The sequence below is a fragment of the Salibacterium aidingense DSM 18341 genome (genome assembly GCF_000429685.1).
Lineage (GTDB): Bacteria > Bacillota > Bacilli > Bacillales > Marinococcaceae > Salibacterium > Salibacterium aidingense.
Map to the genome: position 1 here is coordinate 149,265 of NZ_AUCI01000003.1, position 17,394 is coordinate 166,658.

General features: G+C 45.1%; 18 protein-coding genes. 2 read left to right on the forward strand and 16 right to left on the reverse strand.

Annotation, left to right across the window (positions count from 1 at the left end):
* Position 1: 1 nt before the first annotated feature.
* Positions 2–1,288 (reverse strand): DEAD/DEAH box helicase, encoded by a 1,287-nt coding sequence (locus G475_RS0104880; protein WP_026700320.1) that lies wholly within the window; start codon positions 1,286–1,288, stop codon positions 2–4.
* A 134-nt stretch (positions 1,289–1,422) separates the two neighbouring features.
* On the opposite strand from G475_RS0104880, the gene vrrA reads away from it, so the two are divergent.
* On the forward strand, positions 1,423–1,815 hold the full coding sequence (gene vrrA / locus G475_RS0104885; RefSeq protein WP_026700321.1) for a VrrA/YqfQ family protein: 393 nt from the start codon (positions 1,423–1,425) through the stop codon (positions 1,813–1,815).
* A gap of 155 nt (positions 1,816–1,970) precedes the next feature.
* A complete protein-coding gene (locus tag G475_RS0104890; protein WP_026700322.1) occupies positions 1,971–2,918 on the forward strand; it encodes a 4-hydroxy-3-methylbut-2-enyl diphosphate reductase in 948 nt (315 codons plus the stop codon).
* 325 nt (positions 2,919–3,243) lie between these two features.
* Here G475_RS0104890 and G475_RS0104900 read toward each other — a convergent pair whose 3' ends face one another.
* From G475_RS0104900 to G475_RS0104970, 15 genes are all read right to left on the reverse strand, one after another.
* Positions 3,244–4,362, reverse strand: a complete 1,119-nt coding sequence (locus G475_RS0104900) for a Nif3-like dinuclear metal center hexameric protein (protein ID WP_026700323.1) — start codon at positions 4,360–4,362, stop codon at positions 3,244–3,246.
* Positions 4,349–5,080 (reverse strand): tRNA (adenine(22)-N(1))-methyltransferase, encoded by a 732-nt coding sequence (locus G475_RS0104905; RefSeq protein WP_026700324.1) that lies wholly within the window; start codon positions 5,078–5,080, stop codon positions 4,349–4,351. Before G475_RS0104905 ends, G475_RS0104900 begins: the two co-directional genes overlap by 14 nt.
* Before the next feature lie 61 nt (positions 5,081–5,141).
* Positions 5,142–5,501 carry a cytochrome c550 gene (cccA, locus tag G475_RS0104910; RefSeq protein WP_026700325.1) on the reverse strand — a complete coding sequence of 120 codons (360 nt, stop codon included), beginning with the start codon at positions 5,499–5,501 and terminating at the stop codon, positions 5,142–5,144.
* Positions 5,502–5,652: 151 nt separating this feature from the next.
* On the reverse strand, positions 5,653–6,210 hold the full coding sequence (locus tag G475_RS0104915) for a hypothetical protein (protein WP_026700326.1): 558 nt from the start codon (positions 6,208–6,210) through the stop codon (positions 5,653–5,655).
* A gap of 132 nt (positions 6,211–6,342) precedes the next feature.
* On the reverse strand, positions 6,343–7,461 hold the full coding sequence (gene rpoD, locus G475_RS0104920) for an RNA polymerase sigma factor RpoD (RefSeq protein WP_026700327.1): 1,119 nt from the start codon (positions 7,459–7,461) through the stop codon (positions 6,343–6,345).
* 125 nt (positions 7,462–7,586) lie between these two features.
* Complete coding sequence (gene dnaG / locus G475_RS0104925) at positions 7,587–9,416, reverse strand: DNA primase (protein WP_026700328.1); 1,830 nt, start codon at positions 9,414–9,416, stop codon at positions 7,587–7,589.
* Positions 9,417–9,449: 33 nt separating this feature from the next.
* Positions 9,450–9,881, reverse strand: coding sequence for a YaiI/YqxD family protein (locus G475_RS26665; RefSeq protein ID WP_084413997.1), 432 nt, complete (start codon positions 9,879–9,881; stop codon positions 9,450–9,452).
* A 322-nt stretch (positions 9,882–10,203) separates the two neighbouring features.
* Positions 10,204–11,022, reverse strand: a complete 819-nt coding sequence (locus G475_RS0104935) for a pyruvate, water dikinase regulatory protein (RefSeq protein ID WP_026700330.1) — start codon at positions 11,020–11,022, stop codon at positions 10,204–10,206.
* Positions 11,023–11,054: 32 nt separating this feature from the next.
* Entirely contained in the window at positions 11,055–11,693 is a 639-nt protein-coding gene (locus G475_RS0104940) for a helix-turn-helix transcriptional regulator (RefSeq protein ID WP_035710349.1), read from the reverse strand.
* Positions 11,694–11,796: 103 nt separating this feature from the next.
* Complete coding sequence (gene glyS, locus G475_RS0104945) at positions 11,797–13,893, reverse strand: glycine--tRNA ligase subunit beta (RefSeq protein WP_324603205.1); 2,097 nt, start codon at positions 13,891–13,893, stop codon at positions 11,797–11,799.
* Positions 13,877–14,767, reverse strand: coding sequence for a glycine--tRNA ligase subunit alpha (glyQ, locus tag G475_RS0104950; protein WP_026700333.1), 891 nt, complete (start codon positions 14,765–14,767; stop codon positions 13,877–13,879). The genes glyS and glyQ overlap by 17 nt, the downstream gene beginning before the upstream one ends.
* A gap of 311 nt (positions 14,768–15,078) precedes the next feature.
* Complete coding sequence (gene recO, locus G475_RS0104955) at positions 15,079–15,822, reverse strand: DNA repair protein RecO (RefSeq protein WP_026700334.1); 744 nt, start codon at positions 15,820–15,822, stop codon at positions 15,079–15,081.
* A gap of 18 nt (positions 15,823–15,840) precedes the next feature.
* A complete protein-coding gene (locus tag G475_RS26670) occupies positions 15,841–15,981 on the reverse strand; it encodes a YqzL family protein (protein ID WP_084413998.1) in 141 nt (46 codons plus the stop codon).
* Positions 15,982–16,076: 95 nt separating this feature from the next.
* Positions 16,077–16,979, reverse strand: coding sequence for a GTPase Era (gene era, locus G475_RS0104965; RefSeq protein ID WP_026700335.1), 903 nt, complete (start codon positions 16,977–16,979; stop codon positions 16,077–16,079).
* The gene (locus G475_RS0104970; RefSeq protein ID WP_026700336.1) at positions 16,972–17,373 is read right to left on the reverse strand and encodes a cytidine deaminase; all 402 of its coding nucleotides are present in this window, start codon (positions 17,371–17,373) and stop codon (positions 16,972–16,974) included. Before G475_RS0104970 ends, era begins: the two co-directional genes overlap by 8 nt.
* Positions 17,374–17,394: the final 21 nt, after the last annotated feature.

Below are 17,394 nucleotides of genomic sequence, written 5' to 3' on the forward strand. Positions count from 1 at the left end.
CCTATTTCTTTTTATTGTTTTTCTGTCTTCTTTGCGCTTTTTCTCTGGCTTTCTTTTTATATCCCGGTTTCACCTTCTTAGGTTTCGGTTCTTTTATTTCTGGAGAAGAAGGACGGCGTTTATTTTTGCTTATATTGGTAAGTGGACTATCCATCAGGTGGAATTGTTCTTTTTTAAACTCCAGAAACCGGCATGTAATCCCCTGGTTCTCAAGAGACTTCACACGAGGATACTCTGTTTGTTCATCTACAAGCGTATAAACCTCTCCAGAAGCGCCTGCCCGTCCGGTACGTCCTGCTCTGTGTACATAATATCCCAGCTCATTTGGAAGAGAATGGTTAATAATATGTGAGACACCTTTAATGTCCATACCTCTGGCGGCTAGATCCGTCGCCACAAGATACTGTACTTCTAATTTTTCGATGTTTCTCATTACCTGTTTGCGCTGACGGGGAGCAATATCACCATGCAGCGTGTCGACCTGTATTCCGGAGGTTATCATAGCATCCGAAACCTCATCAGCTTCCTCTTTCGTCGAGGTAAATATGATAGCGAAATACGGCCGTAATTGAGCTGCCAGCTGCACCGTCACACCCGTTCGATCTCTATGCTTCAAAGGGATAAAATAATGATCAATGGCTGCCGGTGCCGCATGTTCAGGCTGTACCTGCACATGACGAGGGGAACTCATGTACTTTCTTAAAAAAGGCTGTAACTGCTCCGGAATGGTTGCAGAAAACACCAGCATCTGGAGAGTATCCGGCATTCTTGCTGCTACAGGGTCAATGTCTTCTATAAATCCCATGTCCAGCATTTGATCTGCTTCATCAATCACCAGCATTTCTACGGCGCTTATGTCAATGGCACCGCTGTCACTCATATCTTTTAACCGCCCCGGCGTCGCGATAATAATGTGAGGCTGTTTTTGAAGCTTTTCAATAGACTTCTGCCGGTCTGTGCCGCCAGTCAGACTTTTTATTGAAATTCGCTGGCCCTCGCCGTCTTCCAGAAGCTTTCGCAGTTCATGGTGAAGCTGGGAGGCCAGCTCTCTTGTAGGGGCTGTAATAACTGCCTGAATCTTTTCATTCTCCGGTTCAACACGGGCAGCAACCGGAAGCAGAAAAGCGAGTGTCTTACCGGTACCAGTCTGTGACTGCCCGATCACGTCCCTTTTATTTAAAATAGCCGGAATCAGCCTTTCCTGTATTTCCGTCGGCTGGGATATTTTTTGAGTTTGTAATGCCTCTAATAAATAAGGAGGCAAATTAAAGCGCTGAAAAGCTTTCATTCTTAACCGCCTTCCTGAAAAGTAAACGAAAATGTCCTTGTATCTGCACAACAAGGAAGATGCTATCATATTTTATCATAAACATGGCAAAAACACAGCTTTCTTAAACCCCATTTGCAGAAAGGATGATGACATTGTCTTCATTATACCCACCTTTTCCACCGGAACCGCGTGTTCCTGGTCCTGCTGCCGATGAATTCAGACAGCCGTTTCCATTTTCTTATCAACCGCCTGTAGAACGAAGTCCGTTTTCCCCTGCGCCTTTTATATCCCAGGTTCCGTCTTTGCATACCCTGCTCCCCCAGGTTCAGAACATGATACGTATTGCTCAAACCGTTGCTCCATATGTCAAGCAGTACTATCCCATCGTCCGGCAGCTTCCTACGTTATGGAAACTTTTATCTGCCGCCCCTTCGACGGGATTTTCGGAAGGTGTTTTGGAGGATACGGAAAAAACAACAAATTACGATTGGAATACGGCCGATATAGATGACTTTGATACCCCACCTCCGAAACTGTATATATAGGGCCCGCAGTCATCGACTTTCGACCATCGTCTTCTTTTACAATTAGCAGTATAGATAGTATAATGACCGTAGCATTCAACTGATAGAGCATTTGCAATGCGTGCGCGTCTATTGAATAGACGACTATAATGGAATCAGTTTCAGAGGAGGCTGTTATGGAAGTTATTAAGATATCCCCGAGGGGCTATTGCTACGGTGTTGTCGACGCGATGGTACTGGCAAAACAAGCGGCCAGTAATTTAGAACTGCCGCGCCCTATTTATATTTTGGGAATGATCGTTCATAATACACACGTTACCGAGGCTTTTGATGAAGAAGGTATCATTTCTTTGGACGGGCCCAACCGTTTAGAAATTCTGAGAGAAGTGGAAAAAGGAACGGTGATTTTCACCGCTCACGGTGTTTCCCCGGAAGTGCGTGAGCTGGCAAGAGAAAAAGGATTGACCACGGTGGATGCCACCTGCCCGGATGTTACACGCACCCATGATTTAATCCGTGATAAAAAAGAAGAGGGCTACCACATCATTTATATCGGCAAAAAGGGGCATCCTGAGCCGGAAGGTGCCGTGGGCGTTGCTCCTGATGTCGTCCATCTGGTGGAAACCATGGATGACGTTAAGGAACTCGATATCCCAACCAATAAAATTACTATCACCAATCAGACGACGATGAGCCAGTGGGATGTTTCCGATATCATGAGTGAAGCCTTAAACCGCTTCCCTGATGCAGAGATTCACAATGAAATCTGCATGGCGACCCAGGTTCGTCAGGAAGCTGTCGCGGAACAGGCAAAAGAGGCAGAATTAATGCTCGTTATCGGGGATCCAAAGAGTAATAATTCCAACCGGCTTGCCCAGGTATCGGAAAACATCGCCGGGACACCGGCACGCCGCATTGCCGATATCTCCGAACTGAACCTGGAGTGGCTGCAGGGAATTGAGACGATTGCTGTCACCGCAGGTGCTTCTACTCCGACACCAATCACGAAAGAAGTGATTGAGTTCTTGAAACAGTACGATGAAAATGATCCATCTACCTGGAATGCGGAAAAACAGGTAGAAACGTCCAAAATCCTTCCGAAAGTGAAGACGAAATCAAAGTAAATAGGATAGACAAAGTGGCTCCGTTATATGGCGGATTTTACAGTCCGTGGAGGCTTTTTCGGACATATATTCCGCTATCAAAGCTTGCGACTGCTTCTATAACGTTGAAAAGGGGAAATAGCGGCACAAATGTCCCATCTCTCCTTCAAAAGGGGAAAAATCAGAGAAATAGCGGAATATATGTCCGCCCGCCGTTGTGATAAAACGGAAGACGGACGCTTCGGAGCTGTATCAAAAGATACAGCTCCTTTTCTATGAGGAGGGCGGACGGCCCGCCTGCAGCGCATATCTTCGTGGTTCCCCAGTTGCGGGCCGGTTTTTTATTTTATTTAAAGCGGAACGGTTCAGTTGTAACGTCGGAAGCAATAAAAGTTGTCTCATATTTGGCCGGCTCCACCAGCGTTTCCATTTTTCGTTTCACGCCTTTCTTCATAATCTTTTCTATATGATGGCCTGGATCGATCATACTTAACCCTTCCAGCGCGGCATCCTGCGCGACGTGATAATACAAATCACCGGTGATATAGACGTCTGCTCCTTTTCTTAACGCGTAATTCCAGTATTTATTGCCGTCTCCTCCCAGGATGGCAACTTTTCTGACTTCCTTCGGTTCTGGTCCGGCAGTACGGATATGGGAGACATCAAAGGCCTCTTTCACGTTTTCAATAAAAGTCTCAAAGGAAACAGGCTTCTTCATATAGCCGGCCCTTCCCAGCCCAAGGATCTCCCCTTCAAGATCCAGGGGATATACATCGTAAGCTGGTTCTTCATAGGGATGCGCTTTTTCCAGCGCTTTGATAACGCAGGGTAACATGTTTTCGGGTACAATGGTTTCCATTCTTTTTTCCGCAGCATACTCCATTTTCCCCTGCGTACCTAAATAAGGGTCCGTATTGTCCCCGGGGATAAATGTCCCCGTTCCCCCGGCAGTAAATGTACAGTGACTGTAATCACCGATATGTCCTGCTCCTGCATCGCCGAGCGCCTGACGGACGGTTTCCACATGATCCTCTGGAACAAAAGCAGTCAGTTTCTTTAACGGAATTTCCTGCGTTGGTACCAGCACTTCCGTGTGTTCCAGACCCAGTGCTTCAGCCAGCATATCATTTACTCCGCCGCCGGCTATATCCAGATTCGTATGAGCGGCGTACACAGCAATATCATGTTTTATACATTTTTCAATAATAGGTCCCTGTCCCCTCGATGTCTCTATTTGTTTTAACGGTTTAAAGATAAGAGGGTGATGAGCAATAATTAAATCTACATTTTTTCTTACCGCTTCGTCAACTACTTCTTCGGAGACATCCAGGGCGGTCATTACCTGACGGACCGGTTTATTTAACGTGCCAAGCATGAGCCCTGCTTTATCCCCTTCCAGAGCCAGTGACTTGGGCGCCCACTGTTCAAACGCTTGAATAACGGCCTGACCATTAGCTGGTTTCATATGTTAAAACCTCCTCAGCCAAATTTATTTTCTTTTGTAGTTCTCTCTTTTTTGCAGCTACCTGCCGCGGTTCCTCTGCTTTATTTAGTTCGCTTATAATGGTTTCCCACTGCTTCTTTTCCCTCGACCACTTTTTTACAAAAGCCCTATTCTTCTTCTGGAGCAAAAATGGGCCAAATAACAGCTCGGCCTCTATTCTTTCCATGTTATCACTATAAGGTTTGTCTCCGTTCCCTTTCACAGCAGTTAAAATTTCATAAATTTTTCCGCTTTCTTCTATTATACTTTCCGAAGTCAGCTGCCAGTGGTTATGGAGTAGCCATCTGCGGATTTCTTCCGCGCCAAGGTTAGGCTGCAGAATAAGTCGTTGTACATTCTGCAGGGGGCAGGTCCCCTCGTTCAACATGGAAGTGATCAGGGCTCCCCCCATTCCTGCGATAATGACGGTGTCCACATTGTCTTCTTTTTTTAGTGCCTGCAGCCCGTCCCCTGCCCTTGTTATTATACGGGATTCTAATTGTTCGGCTGCGATATTATTCCGGGCCGACTCGAGAGGGCCGGCATTGACATCAGAAGCAATGGCAGAAACCGCTGTACCTTGTTTCACCGCATAAATAGGCAGAATTCCATGATCCGTTCCTATATCTGCTATTACCGCTCCTGCTGGAATATGTTCAGCAACCGCAAAAAGTCTCTTCGACAAATGATTTTTGTTCATCCTTTTTCTTTTCCTCTCTTATATGGAAAAGAAGGAGAGGCAGCGCGGCCCCTCCTTCTTTTTATTCTTCTGAAAGCGACATCAGGTATTCTGCAATAGCCTGCGCTTCTTCTGCATTGGCAATACCGCTCGGCATATCGCCGGTACCATTCTGAGCAATATCAGCAATCTCCTCTGCTGAATATTTCTCTCCTGCCGTGGTAAGATCAGGGCCGCTGGCTCCTTCTAAGTTGTCGCCATGACAGGACACGCAGTTTTCCATTGCAACTTCTTCCCCGTATTCCACCGGGTCTTGTTCTGCCGCTTCTTCCTCGCCGCCGTCACCTGCCTGTTGATTCACTCCCACAAGGGATAAACCTAAAGTCAACAGCAAACCGGCAACCGCAATGAGGAAAAACGGAATGAGAGGTTTACCTTTCACGACCATTTCCCCCTTTTCTCTATGTACTTCAAAAGAAGAAGCGTTATAATTCCGCATTCCTTCTCATTTTACTTTATTCTTATCGTTTAGAAAAGACTATAACCAGACTTTTATAGTTTTTGTCACAACCTGTTCAAATATCCCGCTTTTTTCAGGAGGCCGCGGAAAACAGCACAGCCAAAATGATTCCGGCCGCTCCGGCCCATTTTAAATACGTCAGCTTCCAATAAAACCCGGCCAGAAGCCAGACAGAACAATGAAAAAGGATGGTTAGATGGAGCAGGATATTATTTTCTTCAAACCGCATCACTGTTGTGGTGCTTCCAATGAAAAGGAGGAGAGCCCCTGCGGAGATAAGAATATGAAATAGAATATGGTCCCTTCTTCTTCTCGCATAAAAAGCCATAGCAAAGACAAACGCTGCTAAGATAAGATGCGAGAGCGTTTGCAAAAGGAGAGAAAAAGAAGTAAAATAAATAACAATAAATGTTAAAATTAAAGCAGCCGCAGCTGCAAGCAGCATGGTAAGCACAACACCGAAGTTATGGGGGGAAGGAGAAAGGGAAGGCGTATTATCTTCCATTTCATCCGCTTCCTCCCCTTCGGAGTACAGCATTAATAAAAAGTTACAATATTGATCCGGCAGCAGTTGATTCGCCTTCCAATATCTTATTTCCTTTAAAATAATGTCTTTTCTTTCTTCATCCATTCTAATCTCCTCTGTCTGAATACAGGGGTGTAGGCAGCCGGCTGCTGCCATCTGGCACGATAAGGAGGGTACCAAAAGGAAAAAGATTGCCTCCTGTTTCTGTTCTAGAGACAATCCCGGTATTCCTTCCAATTAATCCAAAAAATCTTTTAGACGCTTGCTCCGGCTTGGATGACGAAGCTTCCGCAATGCTTTGGCTTCAATCTGGCGGATACGTTCCCTGGTCACGCCGAATACTTTTCCAACCTCTTCAAGTGTGCGTGTTCTTCCGTCATCAAGACCAAAACGGAGACGCAGCACATTTTCTTCCCGGTCCGTCAGGGTGTCCAGGACATCTTCCAGCTGCTCTTTCAAGAGTTCATACGCGGCTGCATCAGACGGCGCTGTAGCCTCCTGGTCTTCAATAAAGTCGCCGAGATGGGAATCATCCTCTTCCCCAATCGGGGTTTCAAGGGACACCGGTTCCTGGGCGATTTTCAGGATTTCCCGGACTTTATCCGGGGTCAGGTCCATTTCTTTGGAGACTTCTTCCGGCGTCGGTTCCCGTCCCAGATCCTGCAGCAGCTGGCGCTGGACCCGTATAAGCTTGTTTATGGTTTCCACCATGTGAACAGGAATACGGATCGTTCTGGCCTGGTCGGCGATGGCCCTTGTGATGGCCTGACGTATCCACCATGTCGCATACGTGCTGAACTTAAACCCTTTATCATAATCAAATTTTTCTACGGCTTTAATTAGTCCCATATTTCCTTCCTGAATAAGGTCCAGAAACAGCATGCCGCGGCCTACATATCTTTTCGCGATCGAAACCACAAGACGGAGGTTTGCTTCCGCAAGACGCCGTTTTGCTTCATCATCGCCTTCTTCTATTTGTTTGGCATACGTGATTTCTTCCTGAGCAGATAAGAGTGGAACCCTGCCGATTTCCTTCAAGTACATTCTTACCGGGTCATTAATTTTAATCCCGGGCGGTACACTTAAGTCATTTAAATCAAGTTCTTCTTCCTCTTTTTCGACCTGTTCCATGCTGGGGACCTCTTCCCCTTCGTTTAATAAATCAATACCTTGTTCTCCAAGGTATTCAAAAAACTCGTCCATCTGTTCCGAATCCTGGTCATATGGGGCAAGTTTTTCTGTTATTTCAGCATACGAGAGTACTCCTCGTTTTTTACCGGTTTCGAGTAACTGTTCTTTCACTTGATCGATCGACATTTCACCTTCCGCGAGCGGGCGCGTTGGTTTTTCAGCCATTCTCGATCCCCTCCTTCCATTCTTCAAACCGCTATATCTCTCTCGGGACACTCTCCATATTCAGAAAAATGTTTCTTTCCACCCGAAAATAATAAAAAATAACATTATATCTTACTTTAACGAGTTTATTTTTGCAAGGCTTTTTTCATGTCAATTATTTCGTTTCCCAGCTTAACAGCAAGCTCTACATCTTGATTTCTTTCTGCTTCTTTCATTTTTTGTTTGATTTGTTCTATTTCTACCCATTTTGGGTAATTTTTAATCTCATCTATATAATCAACCAATTCATTTTCCGACATGTGCTCCGTAATGTCAAGCATAGCAATGTCAGAAGCTTCTTTGATAAGATCCGGGTCATGCAGGTGATTGATAAATGTCCCGGGGTCTGCCGGCTTTCCATCAGCATAGTAGGCATAAAGGTGCGCGGCCAGGGCAATGTGGTTTTCTATATTAAAATTGCCGCCCAGCCGTTCCTGTACCTCCAGAGACGCCTGACTGTCCCGCATCATATGAGCAAGCAGATACCTTTCCGCATTGTGAAAAGCAGGCAGCAGCCGTTCTTTTGAATAATCTTCCACATTCCAGCGTTTTTGTCTGCCGCTGAAGCGGTATTCTCTGTTGTTTTTACCTGCTCCGTTTCTGACATTCTCTTTATATATCCGGTACTGCTCCTGTTTTAAAGCATCCAGAGACAGAGAAAATTCTTCCGCCAGCTGTCTTAGATAAAAATCTCTTTCAACTGCTTTGGAAAGGTGAGTTATCTCTTTTAACACCTCTTCGATATACCGCAGTCTATCTCCTTCATCCTGAAGATTTTTATCCTTTTTCAGGGCCTGGATTTTAAAGCTCATAAAAGGAACTGCCGACTCAATCACTTCTTTTCGGAAACGCTCTGACCCGTAAGTCTGAATATAATCATCCGGATCCATCCGGGCAGGAAGGACAGCTACCTCAACAAGCAATCCCTGCTGTTCCAGAATTTCTCCCGACTTTTGGGCCGCTCCTTGTCCCGCATTATCTCCATCGTAGCAGATAATAATACGTTCCGTATTACGACGTATGATTTGAGCCTGTCTTTCGGTTAAAGAAGTTCCAAGAGAAGCCACGCCATTTTTCACGCCAGCCGTATTCGCAGCAATAACATCCGCGTATCCCTCAAATAACACTGCTGCATTCTGTCTTCGAATATCAGGTCTAGCTATATCAAAGCCGTACAGCAGCTCATTTTTATGAAAAATAGGGGAGTCCGGACTGTTCAAGTATTTGGGTTCTGCCTCTCCCAGGCTGCGTCCTCCAAAACCAACCGTATGGCCCTGCAGTTCACGAATCGGGAACATAATCCTATGACGGAAACGGTCCCGCAGTTCCCAGTTCGATTCCTGACGAAGCAGCAGTCCGCACGTTTCCATCTCCTCCAGGTCATATCCCCGTTTTTCCAGCAGCCCCTTTAACACGTCCGGCTGGTCCGGAGAACAGCCAAGCTGGAATCGTTCCATCACTTCCGGGGTAAAGCCCCGCTCCAGGAGATAGTCATAGGACTGTTTCCCCTGTTCCGTATTCATTAACACATGATGGTAAAATTTAGCCGCCAGCTCATGAGCTTCCTTCTTTTCCTGATGCACCGATGCTGTTTCGTGTTCCGCATTAGAATATCCAACATCAGGGACCGATATTCCAGTTTTATCCGCAAGTTTCTTTACGGCATCCACAAATACCAGATTTTCCATCTCCATAACGAAGGTAATGGCATTTCCTCCGACGCCGCATCCAAAACAGTGATAAAGCTGTTTCTCCGGGGAAACCGAAAAAGAAGGAGTCTTTTCCCCATGAAAGGGACAAAGCCCCAGATAGTGTTTTCCCTGTTTTTTTAACTGGATATGTTCACTAACAATATCGACAATATCCAGAGATTGTTGAATCTCGGAAATCGTTTCTTCTGGAATATATGCTGCCAACTTTCATCACCCGTTTTTTTAAGCAGATACCTATTATTGCAACTGTCTTTCCAAGGCCTGTACAAATCGACAGCGGTCCTCCTTCGATATTGCCGGAGGCCCTTTTATCTTCGTTTTTCCCTGTTTTGCCCTGATTCCTTCAAACCGTCCGAGTAAAAGCATATCAATGTCCCTATAATGAAACACAGTTCCTCTTGGAGACACCGCAGCTGCGCCTTTTTGCAGTATCATTGCAGCGAGACCGTTGTCCTGAGTCACCACAACGTCGCCGGGCTTTACGTGATTATAAATATAAAGGTCCACCGCTTCTGCATCTGTATCCAGAACAATAGATGTAGAGTAATAGGTTCTATTGGTAACATGGGCAAAGGTAAAAACAAAATAAGATTCCAGGTGGTTTTCAGAAGCGAGGGTGTCGATTTCCTGTTTTACCGGACATGCATTCGCATCCGTATAAATGATTATAAATAATCGTCCCTTTCTTTAATTCGACAACGTTATACAAATTCCTTCTTTAAAAAATTATAGAACACATTTTTTTATTCTAAATGATATTTAGTGCAAATGCCATTCATAAGCTTCTAACATAAGAAAAGCGCAAAGGGGCCCCTCTATCGGCGGCAAGCGCTGGATACCTGCCGAAAAGGGCTGCTGCTGCAATGTAGGTGGAAGCGGCTTCGAGCCGTTGACGCCTGAAGGTGGATCTTGAAAACGCCTAATATTAATATTTCCCTATAAATTTAAAAAAGCTGCTGTTTTCTGCTGGCAGCTTTTCTGTTGTAGAAATTTATCCCTTCTGAAACATATTTGAAATTAAATTGGCTGTTTCTTCTACCGCCTTGCTTGATACGTCAATAACTGTACATCCGATTTCATCCATTACTTTTTTTGAGTGGGCCAGTTCCTGTTCAATTCTTTCCAGTTTTGCATAATTAGCTTCCGCTTTTAACCCCAGCGCTTTTAACCGTTCCGTACGGATAGCATTTAATTTTTCCGCACTGATACTCAACCCGATGCATTTCTTAGGAGAAATCTTAAACAGTTCTTCCGGCGGGTCTACTTCAGGAACAAGGGGAACGTTAGCCACCTTGAGCCTCTTATGGGCCAGGTACTGCGATAATGGTGTTTTCGATGTTCGGGACACACCGATCAGGACAATATCAGCTCGTAATATACCTCCTGGGTCCCGTCCGTCATCATACTTGACAGCGAACTCGATGGCCTCCACTTTACGGAAGTAGTCTTCGTCTAAACGGTAGACAAGCCCCGGTTCATATCTCGGGTCACGGCCTGTCACGGTCATCATCATTTCAAGCATCGGCCCAATGATATCAACGGTTTCCACCCCTGCCTCTCTTGCACGTTCCAGCAGGTATCTGTTTTTTTCCGGAATCACCAGTGTATAAGCAATCATGGCGTGTACTTCTTTTGCCAGCTCTATCACTTCATCAATGGTTCCTTCATCCTCTACGTAAGGAATTCTCCGGATTTCCATTCCTTCTTCTCCAAACTGGCTGGCCGCCGCTTTTACCACCAGTTCCGCTGTTTCCCCAACCGAGTCAGAGACAACATATACAATTGGACGCTGTTGAGTCATAGATTCCATCCCCATCCTCCTCGCCATCATATTTTCAGCGGTTAGTCAATCTGATCGTGAGAAAGATCCACGAGCACTTTTGTCATATTGGTTTTCGTCACTCTTCCGATAACCTCCAATTGATTATCCTCTACCGGTTTTACGACTGGCAGGGCATCAATTTGTTTTTCTATCAGTTTATTCGCAACCTCAATGATTAAATCATCTTTCTGGCACACGGCTATATTAGGCATTCTCGACATTATAATACTGACCGGCATAGCTTCTAGATCCTGCTTGCCAATACTCGCCCGCAGCAGATCCTTCCGCGACAATACCCCGACGAGATGAGCTTTTTCATTCACCACAAACAGGGTCCCTACATCTTCCAGAAACATAGTGCATATCGCATCATAAACAGAATGGGATTCATTGACTACCACCGGAATAGACTGATAATCCTGGACTGTCAGTTTCTTTACTTTTTCTGTCAAAAGCTGCGTCCCCGTCTTTCCTGTGAAAAAATATCCCACCCTTGGACGGGCATCCAGGAAACCGGCCATGGTAAGAATAGCAAGATCCGGCCGAAGCGTGGCGCGTGTTAATGATAATTTTTCTGCAATATGCTCTCCTGTGATCGGGCCGTTTTCTTTTACAATATTTAATATATACTCTTGTCGATCGGTCAGTTCGATTATCATCACCGCCTTAAGACCATCTTTTCATCCTTTAATGGTCTCCTCATTGTTCCTTCCATTATATCCTAATACCAGAAGGATGACTATTCTTATGGCAGGAGAGCGGCTAGGATGAAAATACAATTTGTTGAAAATCAGCGAAACGCTTTATTTCAGCCGATAAGTGATTCATCAAAGCCAAACGATTATTTTTTAATGCTGTATCATCTGTCATAACCATGACATTGTCAAAATAGGCGTGAATAAACGGCTTCATTTCTTCCAGCAGCTGATAGGCCGATTCAATCCTCCCTTTTTCCAGTGCGGCCGGGAGATCGGCCCGCAGGTTGTTAAACGCCTGATAAAGATCACGTTCCTGTTGTTCTCTTAATAGGTCTTCCTGGACTGCCGTACCCTTCGTTTCCGCCTTGCGGGCAATATTTGTTACCCGGCTTAATGCTTCCACTGTATCTTTAAAGGACGCATCTTCTGAAATAGAGTGAAGAAACTCCGCCTTGTGAACCAGTACTCTCATCTGCCCGCCGAGTTGATTCAATACAGCATCGGCGATGTCATATCGAATGGAACGTTCTGCTAAAATATTTTTCAACCTTAATCCAAAAAAGGAAAGGATTTCTTCTTTTCCTTCCGCCGCCGGACGTTTCAGGATGCCAGCTTGTTCTGTCTGGGCCAGGGCGGTATCAATTAACTGCTCCAACGGTACAGCAATCTCGTGTTCCAATAAAATTCTTGAGACTCCAGCTGCCTGTCTCCTTAACCCATAGGGATCCTGGGAACCAGACGGGGTCATGCCAATTCCAAAGCAGGCTGCAATAGTATCCATTTTTTCGGCCAAGCCAAGGACGGCTCCAGGAAGAGAAGATGGAACCGCATCAGATGCATGTTTTGGTTGATAATGCTCTCTTATCGCTCTGGCGGTTTCCGGGTTTTCACCTGCCATTAACGCATATTTTTCTCCCATCAAGCCCTGCAGTTCAGTAAATTCGTCCACCACCAGTGTTACAAGATCAAACTTGGAAATAGCAGCGGCTCTGACAGTGTGCGTTAAATCCTCTTCTCCCAGTTTCAGCATATTGCCGTAAGCCTTGGATATCGCTTCCACTCTGCGTACTTTGTCTCCAATCGTTCCCAGTTCTTCCTGAAACACTATATAATCCAGTTTTGCGACAGCTTCCTCCAGACTCAGTTTTTGATCTTCTTCGTAGAAAAATTTTGCATCAGATAATCTGGCCCGGATCACCTTCTCGTTTCCTTTCTGCACATTTTCCAGATGTTCATCGTTTCCGTTCCGGACGGTGACAAAGTACGGAAGAAGATGTTTGTTTTGGTCTTCGACAGGAAAATACCGCTGATGTTCCCGCATGGAAGTGATCAGCACTTCCTCTGGAAGCTGAAGAAAGTCATCGTCAAATTTTCCATACAGGGCTGTCGGATATTCCACCAGATTGTTCACTTCCTCAAGCAGATCTTCCGTGACAAGCACGTTCCACTGCTGTCTTTCTGCGAGAGCATCTATCTGCCGGCGAATCATTCCCTTTCGTTTTTCCGGTTCTGTAACGACAAACTGCTGAAGCAGTAATTCTTCATAGCGGCTGGTGTCCGTGATCTCCACTTCTCCCCCCAGAACACGGTGGCCATACGTATGCCTTCCGCTTTGAATATCGGTAATGGTTAGTGGTATGATCTCGTCTCCAAACAATGCTGCCAGCCAGTGGATCGGGCGGACAAACCTTAGATTAAAACTGCCCCAGCGCATATTTTTAGGGAAGGTCAGATCTGTGATAACAGCATCCACCCCCGTTAATATATCGGCTGCCGCATTTCCTTTTATTTCTTTGTTTACAAATACATAACCGGTCCCTTTTACTTCTTTAAAATAAAGGTCGTCTGTCTTCACGCCCTGACCACGGGCAAATCCTTCTGCCGCCTTGGTCCAGTTTCCCTCTTCATCCAATGCGATGCTGTGGGCAGGTCCTCGTGCTTCTTCCACGACATCCTCCTGCCTTTCCGCCAGGCCGTTCACCCGTACAGCTAATCTGCGCGGTGTGGAGAATGCATCGATAGAATCAAAGGCCAGCCGGTTCTCCGTCAGCCAATTCCCCACTTTCTGCTGAAGCTGCTGCATAGCATCTGTCACAAAACGGGCCGGCATTTCTTCCATCCCTATTTCAAGGAGAAAATTTTTCTTATTCAACCCGGTCACCTTCTTTCTCTTTCAACATAGGAAAGCCAAGCCTTTCTCTTTCTTCATAATAGGCTGCAGCACATTTTCTTGCTAAATTTCGTACTCTGCCAATATAACCGGTTCTTTCTGTTACCGATATCGCTCCACCGGCGTCCAGAAGGTTAAAAATATGAGAGCATTTTAATACATAATCGTAGGCCGGGAATACAAGATTTTCGGAAATGGCCCGCTCGGCTTCTTTTTCACAGGTGGCAAACTCCTGAAACAGCATGTCATGGTCAGCCACTTCAAATGTATATTTGGAATGTTCGTACTCCTGCTGAAGGAACACATCCCCATACGTAAATCCGTCGACCCAGGTGAGATCAAATACATTTTCCTTATCTTGAATATAAGAAGCCAAACGTTCAATGCCATATGTAATCTCCACGGCTGCTGGTTTCGCATCAATACCGCCAACCTGCTGGAAATAAGTGAATTGGGTAATTTCCATACCGTCCAGCCACACTTCCCAGCCAAGTCCCCAGGCGCTTAACGTCGGCGCTTCCCAGTTATCTTCTACAAAACGGATATCATGTTCTTTTGGATTGATTCCCAGTTCTTCCAGGCTGCGGAGATAGGTCTCCTGAATATCAATCGGCGATGGTTTCATAATAACCTGAAACTGATGGTGCTGGTAAAGGCGGTTTGGATTTTCTCCGTATCTGCCATCTGCCGGTCTTCTGGAAGGCTCTACATAAGCTACATTCCAGGGCTCCGGGCCGATGCTTCTTAAAAATGTCATCGGGTTCATCGTCCCCGCTCCCTTTTCCACGTCATACGCCTGCATGATCAGGCAATTCTGTTTTGCCCAAAAATTTTGCAGCGTTAATATCATGTCCTGAATATTCATCAGACTGCCTCCTTCTCTTATGTACTATACCGCTAATGCTGAAAACAAACAAAACCCGTCCCTATATACCTTGCCGGGTATATAGGGACGGGTCATAAGATCCGCGGTTCCACCCTATTTGCCTGGAATAACAGGCCGCTTTCAAAACAATCTGCTCCGGAACGCCTTCATCATCATAATTAACGCAGCTTCCACCACCCTGCGCTCGCTTTCTTAATCAGAGGATCATTACTACTTTCCTTCAACGCACCAATTTAGAATGTATTAGCATCATACTGAAATCTTCAGCTATTTGTCAAGTCCTGTTTGTTTCACTCCCACTTCTCCATTTGTTCTAAAAATCGTTTTGATTTCAAGTAAAGACCAGAATATTCATCGTAATACGCTTCCAGCACCCGCCGCAGTTCATCTTTTGTCCGCTGTTTCAAGGAAATGCTCCCAAACCGGGAAATATCCAGGTGAAAAAAAGTACGGAGCAGTTCGACGGTTTTTGGGTGAATATCGAGTCTGTGTTCATCTAGGAAAATGCAGCGGTGACATAAAAAACCAGCTTCTTTCACTGAAAAACTAAATGTGCCTTTCGTGCTGCCGCAGTTTGTACAGTGTTCCAGCTCGGGTTTAATCCCAGCTTGAGCGGTCATTTTCATCTCGAAAATACGCACCAGAATTTCTGGATCATCGTCTTCATTCATCCGCTGCAGGAGCTGCAATAATAACTCAAACAAATAAGGGTTTTTTTCCTGTTCCTCCGTCAGTTTATCAAGCAGTTCTAATAAATAGGATGCATACGCAGTTTTGACAATATCACTTCGTATGATGCGGAACGAATCAATCGTATCCCCTTGATTCAAGGTTTTCATACCAGTGGATTTATAATATAAAAAAGAAGCATAAACAAACGGCTGGGAAACAGCGGCTAATCTGCTTTTCGGCTTTTTTGCACCGCGTGCCATTACTGATATTTTTCCAGCTTCTCTTGTAAAAAGCCTTAATATACTGTTCGTTTCTCCGTATGAAAAGGTACGGAGAACAATGCCTTCCGCTTTTTCAAGCATGGTTTTCCTTCCTTGCTTTTACTCCAGGTATTCTTCGCTTCCTTCCAAGTTCTCCCCATCACTGCGTTGATTCTGTTCCACTTCTTTCGTTAAAAGATAGGCATCTATATTACCAGTTAAATAAAATAAATCCCAAGGAAAATGCTCTTCCCGAAGCATAATAAGACATCCTTTCCAACAGCATAATATAAAAGCTGATATGTTTAGAATGTCTTACTCTCTGTAAATAATGCCCTGTAATATTTGCCTCTTTATTAATACTCCTCTTCTTTATATCCATATTCATTAAGCTGGAAACGGCTGTTTCTCCAGTCTTTCTGCACCTTTACCCAAAGTTCAATATAAACGTTGGAGCCAAGCAGTGATTCGATGTCCTGTCTTGCCCTTTTTCCAATTTCTTTGAGCATATTTCCCTGTTTCCCAATAATAATCCCTTTTTGGGAAGAACGCTCCACTACAATCACAGCAGCAATATAAACAGCACCCTCTTCCCGTTCCTTCATTTCTTCTACGTACACAGCAATGGAATGGGGGATCTCATCCTCAGTCAAGTGCAGAACCTTTTCCCGCACCAGCTCACTGACAACAAAACGTTCAGGGTGATCCGTCAATTGATCCGCAGGATAAAACTGCGGCCCCTCTTCCATATACTGGGTGATCTGCTGCATTAATGTATCCACGTTATTTCCCTGAAGTGCTGAAATCGGCACCACCTCAGCGAAATCAGCAAGCTGCCGGTAATGGTCAATTTTTTCAAGAAGCTGGTCTGGATGAATTTGATCAATTTTGTTTATGACTAAAAAAACGGGAGTGGAAAGGTCTTTTAATTTATTAATGATAAATTCTTCTCCCGGTCCATACCGGTCGCCTGCATCGATTAAAAATAAAATCAGATCTACATCCTGCAGGGTCTGAACTGCGGACTGCACCATAAAATCCCCGAGTTTATGTTTTGGCTTATGAATTCCCGGTGTATCAATAAAAATAATCTGCGCATCCTCTGCGGTATATACTCCTTGAATTTTATTGCGAGTCGTCTGCGGCTTATCACTCATAATGGCTATTTTTTCGCCGAGAACATGGTTTAGCAGTGTGGATTTCCCGGCATTGGGCCTGCCTATAATAGCCGCAAATCCTGATTTAAACGGTTTACTCATGGGGAAGATCCTTCGCTTTAAAGGCTCCCGGAAGCAAAGCCGCAATGGTGGTTTCTTGTATTTCTCCCTGGAGGTTTCCAAGTATAATTTTTGTCTCGCCTGCTAAAAACTCTGACAATACTTGACGGCAGGCCCCGCATGGGGATACCGGTTCCGGAGTATCAGCAGCCACCGCCAGCGCATATATGTTTTGTTTTCCCTCACTGACCGCTTTAAATACAGCCGTACGTTCAGCGCAATTGGTAAGGCCGTAGGAAGCATTTTCAATGTTACTGCCCGTAAATACTTCTTTTTCCTCCGTTATTAACGCCGCCCCTACGGGAAAACCGGAATAAGGAACATAGGCCGTATCTCTGGCCTCGACTGCCTTTTCGAGCAGTTCTTTATCAGTCATTATTATCTTCACTCCTTATGA

Excerpts from the sequence above, each read along its gene's own strand:
- recO (WP_026700334.1), bottom strand. The coding sequence starts at position 15,822 with ATGCTTGAAAAAGCGGAAGGCATTGTTCTCCGTACCTTTTCATACGGA.
- G475_RS0104935 (WP_026700330.1), bottom strand. The coding sequence starts at position 11,022 with ATGGAATCTATGACTCAACAGCGTCCAATTGTATATGTTGTCTCTGAC.
- era (WP_026700335.1), bottom strand. The coding sequence starts at position 16,979 with ATGAGTAAACCGTTTAAATCAGGATTTGCGGCTATTATAGGCAGGCCC.
- G475_RS0104970 (WP_026700336.1), bottom strand. The coding sequence starts at position 17,373 with ATGACTGATAAAGAACTGCTCGAAAAGGCAGTCGAGGCCAGAGATACG.
- G475_RS0104890 (WP_026700322.1), top strand. The coding sequence starts at position 1,971 with ATGGAAGTTATTAAGATATCCCCGAGGGGCTATTGCTACGGTGTTGTC.
- glyQ (WP_026700333.1), bottom strand. The coding sequence starts at position 14,767 with ATGAATATTCAGGACATGATATTAACGCTGCAAAATTTTTGGGCAAAA.
- G475_RS0104915 (WP_026700326.1), bottom strand. The coding sequence starts at position 6,210 with ATGGATGAAGAAAGAAAAGACATTATTTTAAAGGAAATAAGATATTGG.
- G475_RS0104940 (WP_035710349.1), bottom strand. The coding sequence starts at position 11,693 with ATGATAATCGAACTGACCGATCGACAAGAGTATATATTAAATATTGTA.
- G475_RS0104905 (WP_026700324.1), bottom strand. The coding sequence starts at position 5,080 with ATGAACAAAAATCATTTGTCGAAGAGACTTTTTGCGGTTGCTGAACAT.
- G475_RS26670 (WP_084413998.1), bottom strand. The coding sequence starts at position 15,981 with ATGCTTCGGGAAGAGCATTTTCCTTGGGATTTATTTTATTTAACTGGT.
- G475_RS0104900 (WP_026700323.1), bottom strand. The coding sequence starts at position 4,362 with ATGAAACCAGCTAATGGTCAGGCCGTTATTCAAGCGTTTGAACAGTGG.
- rpoD (WP_026700327.1), bottom strand. The coding sequence starts at position 7,461 with ATGGCTGAAAAACCAACGCGCCCGCTCGCGGAAGGTGAAATGTCGATC.
- G475_RS0104880 (WP_026700320.1), bottom strand. The coding sequence starts at position 1,288 with ATGAAAGCTTTTCAGCGCTTTAATTTGCCTCCTTATTTATTAGAGGCA.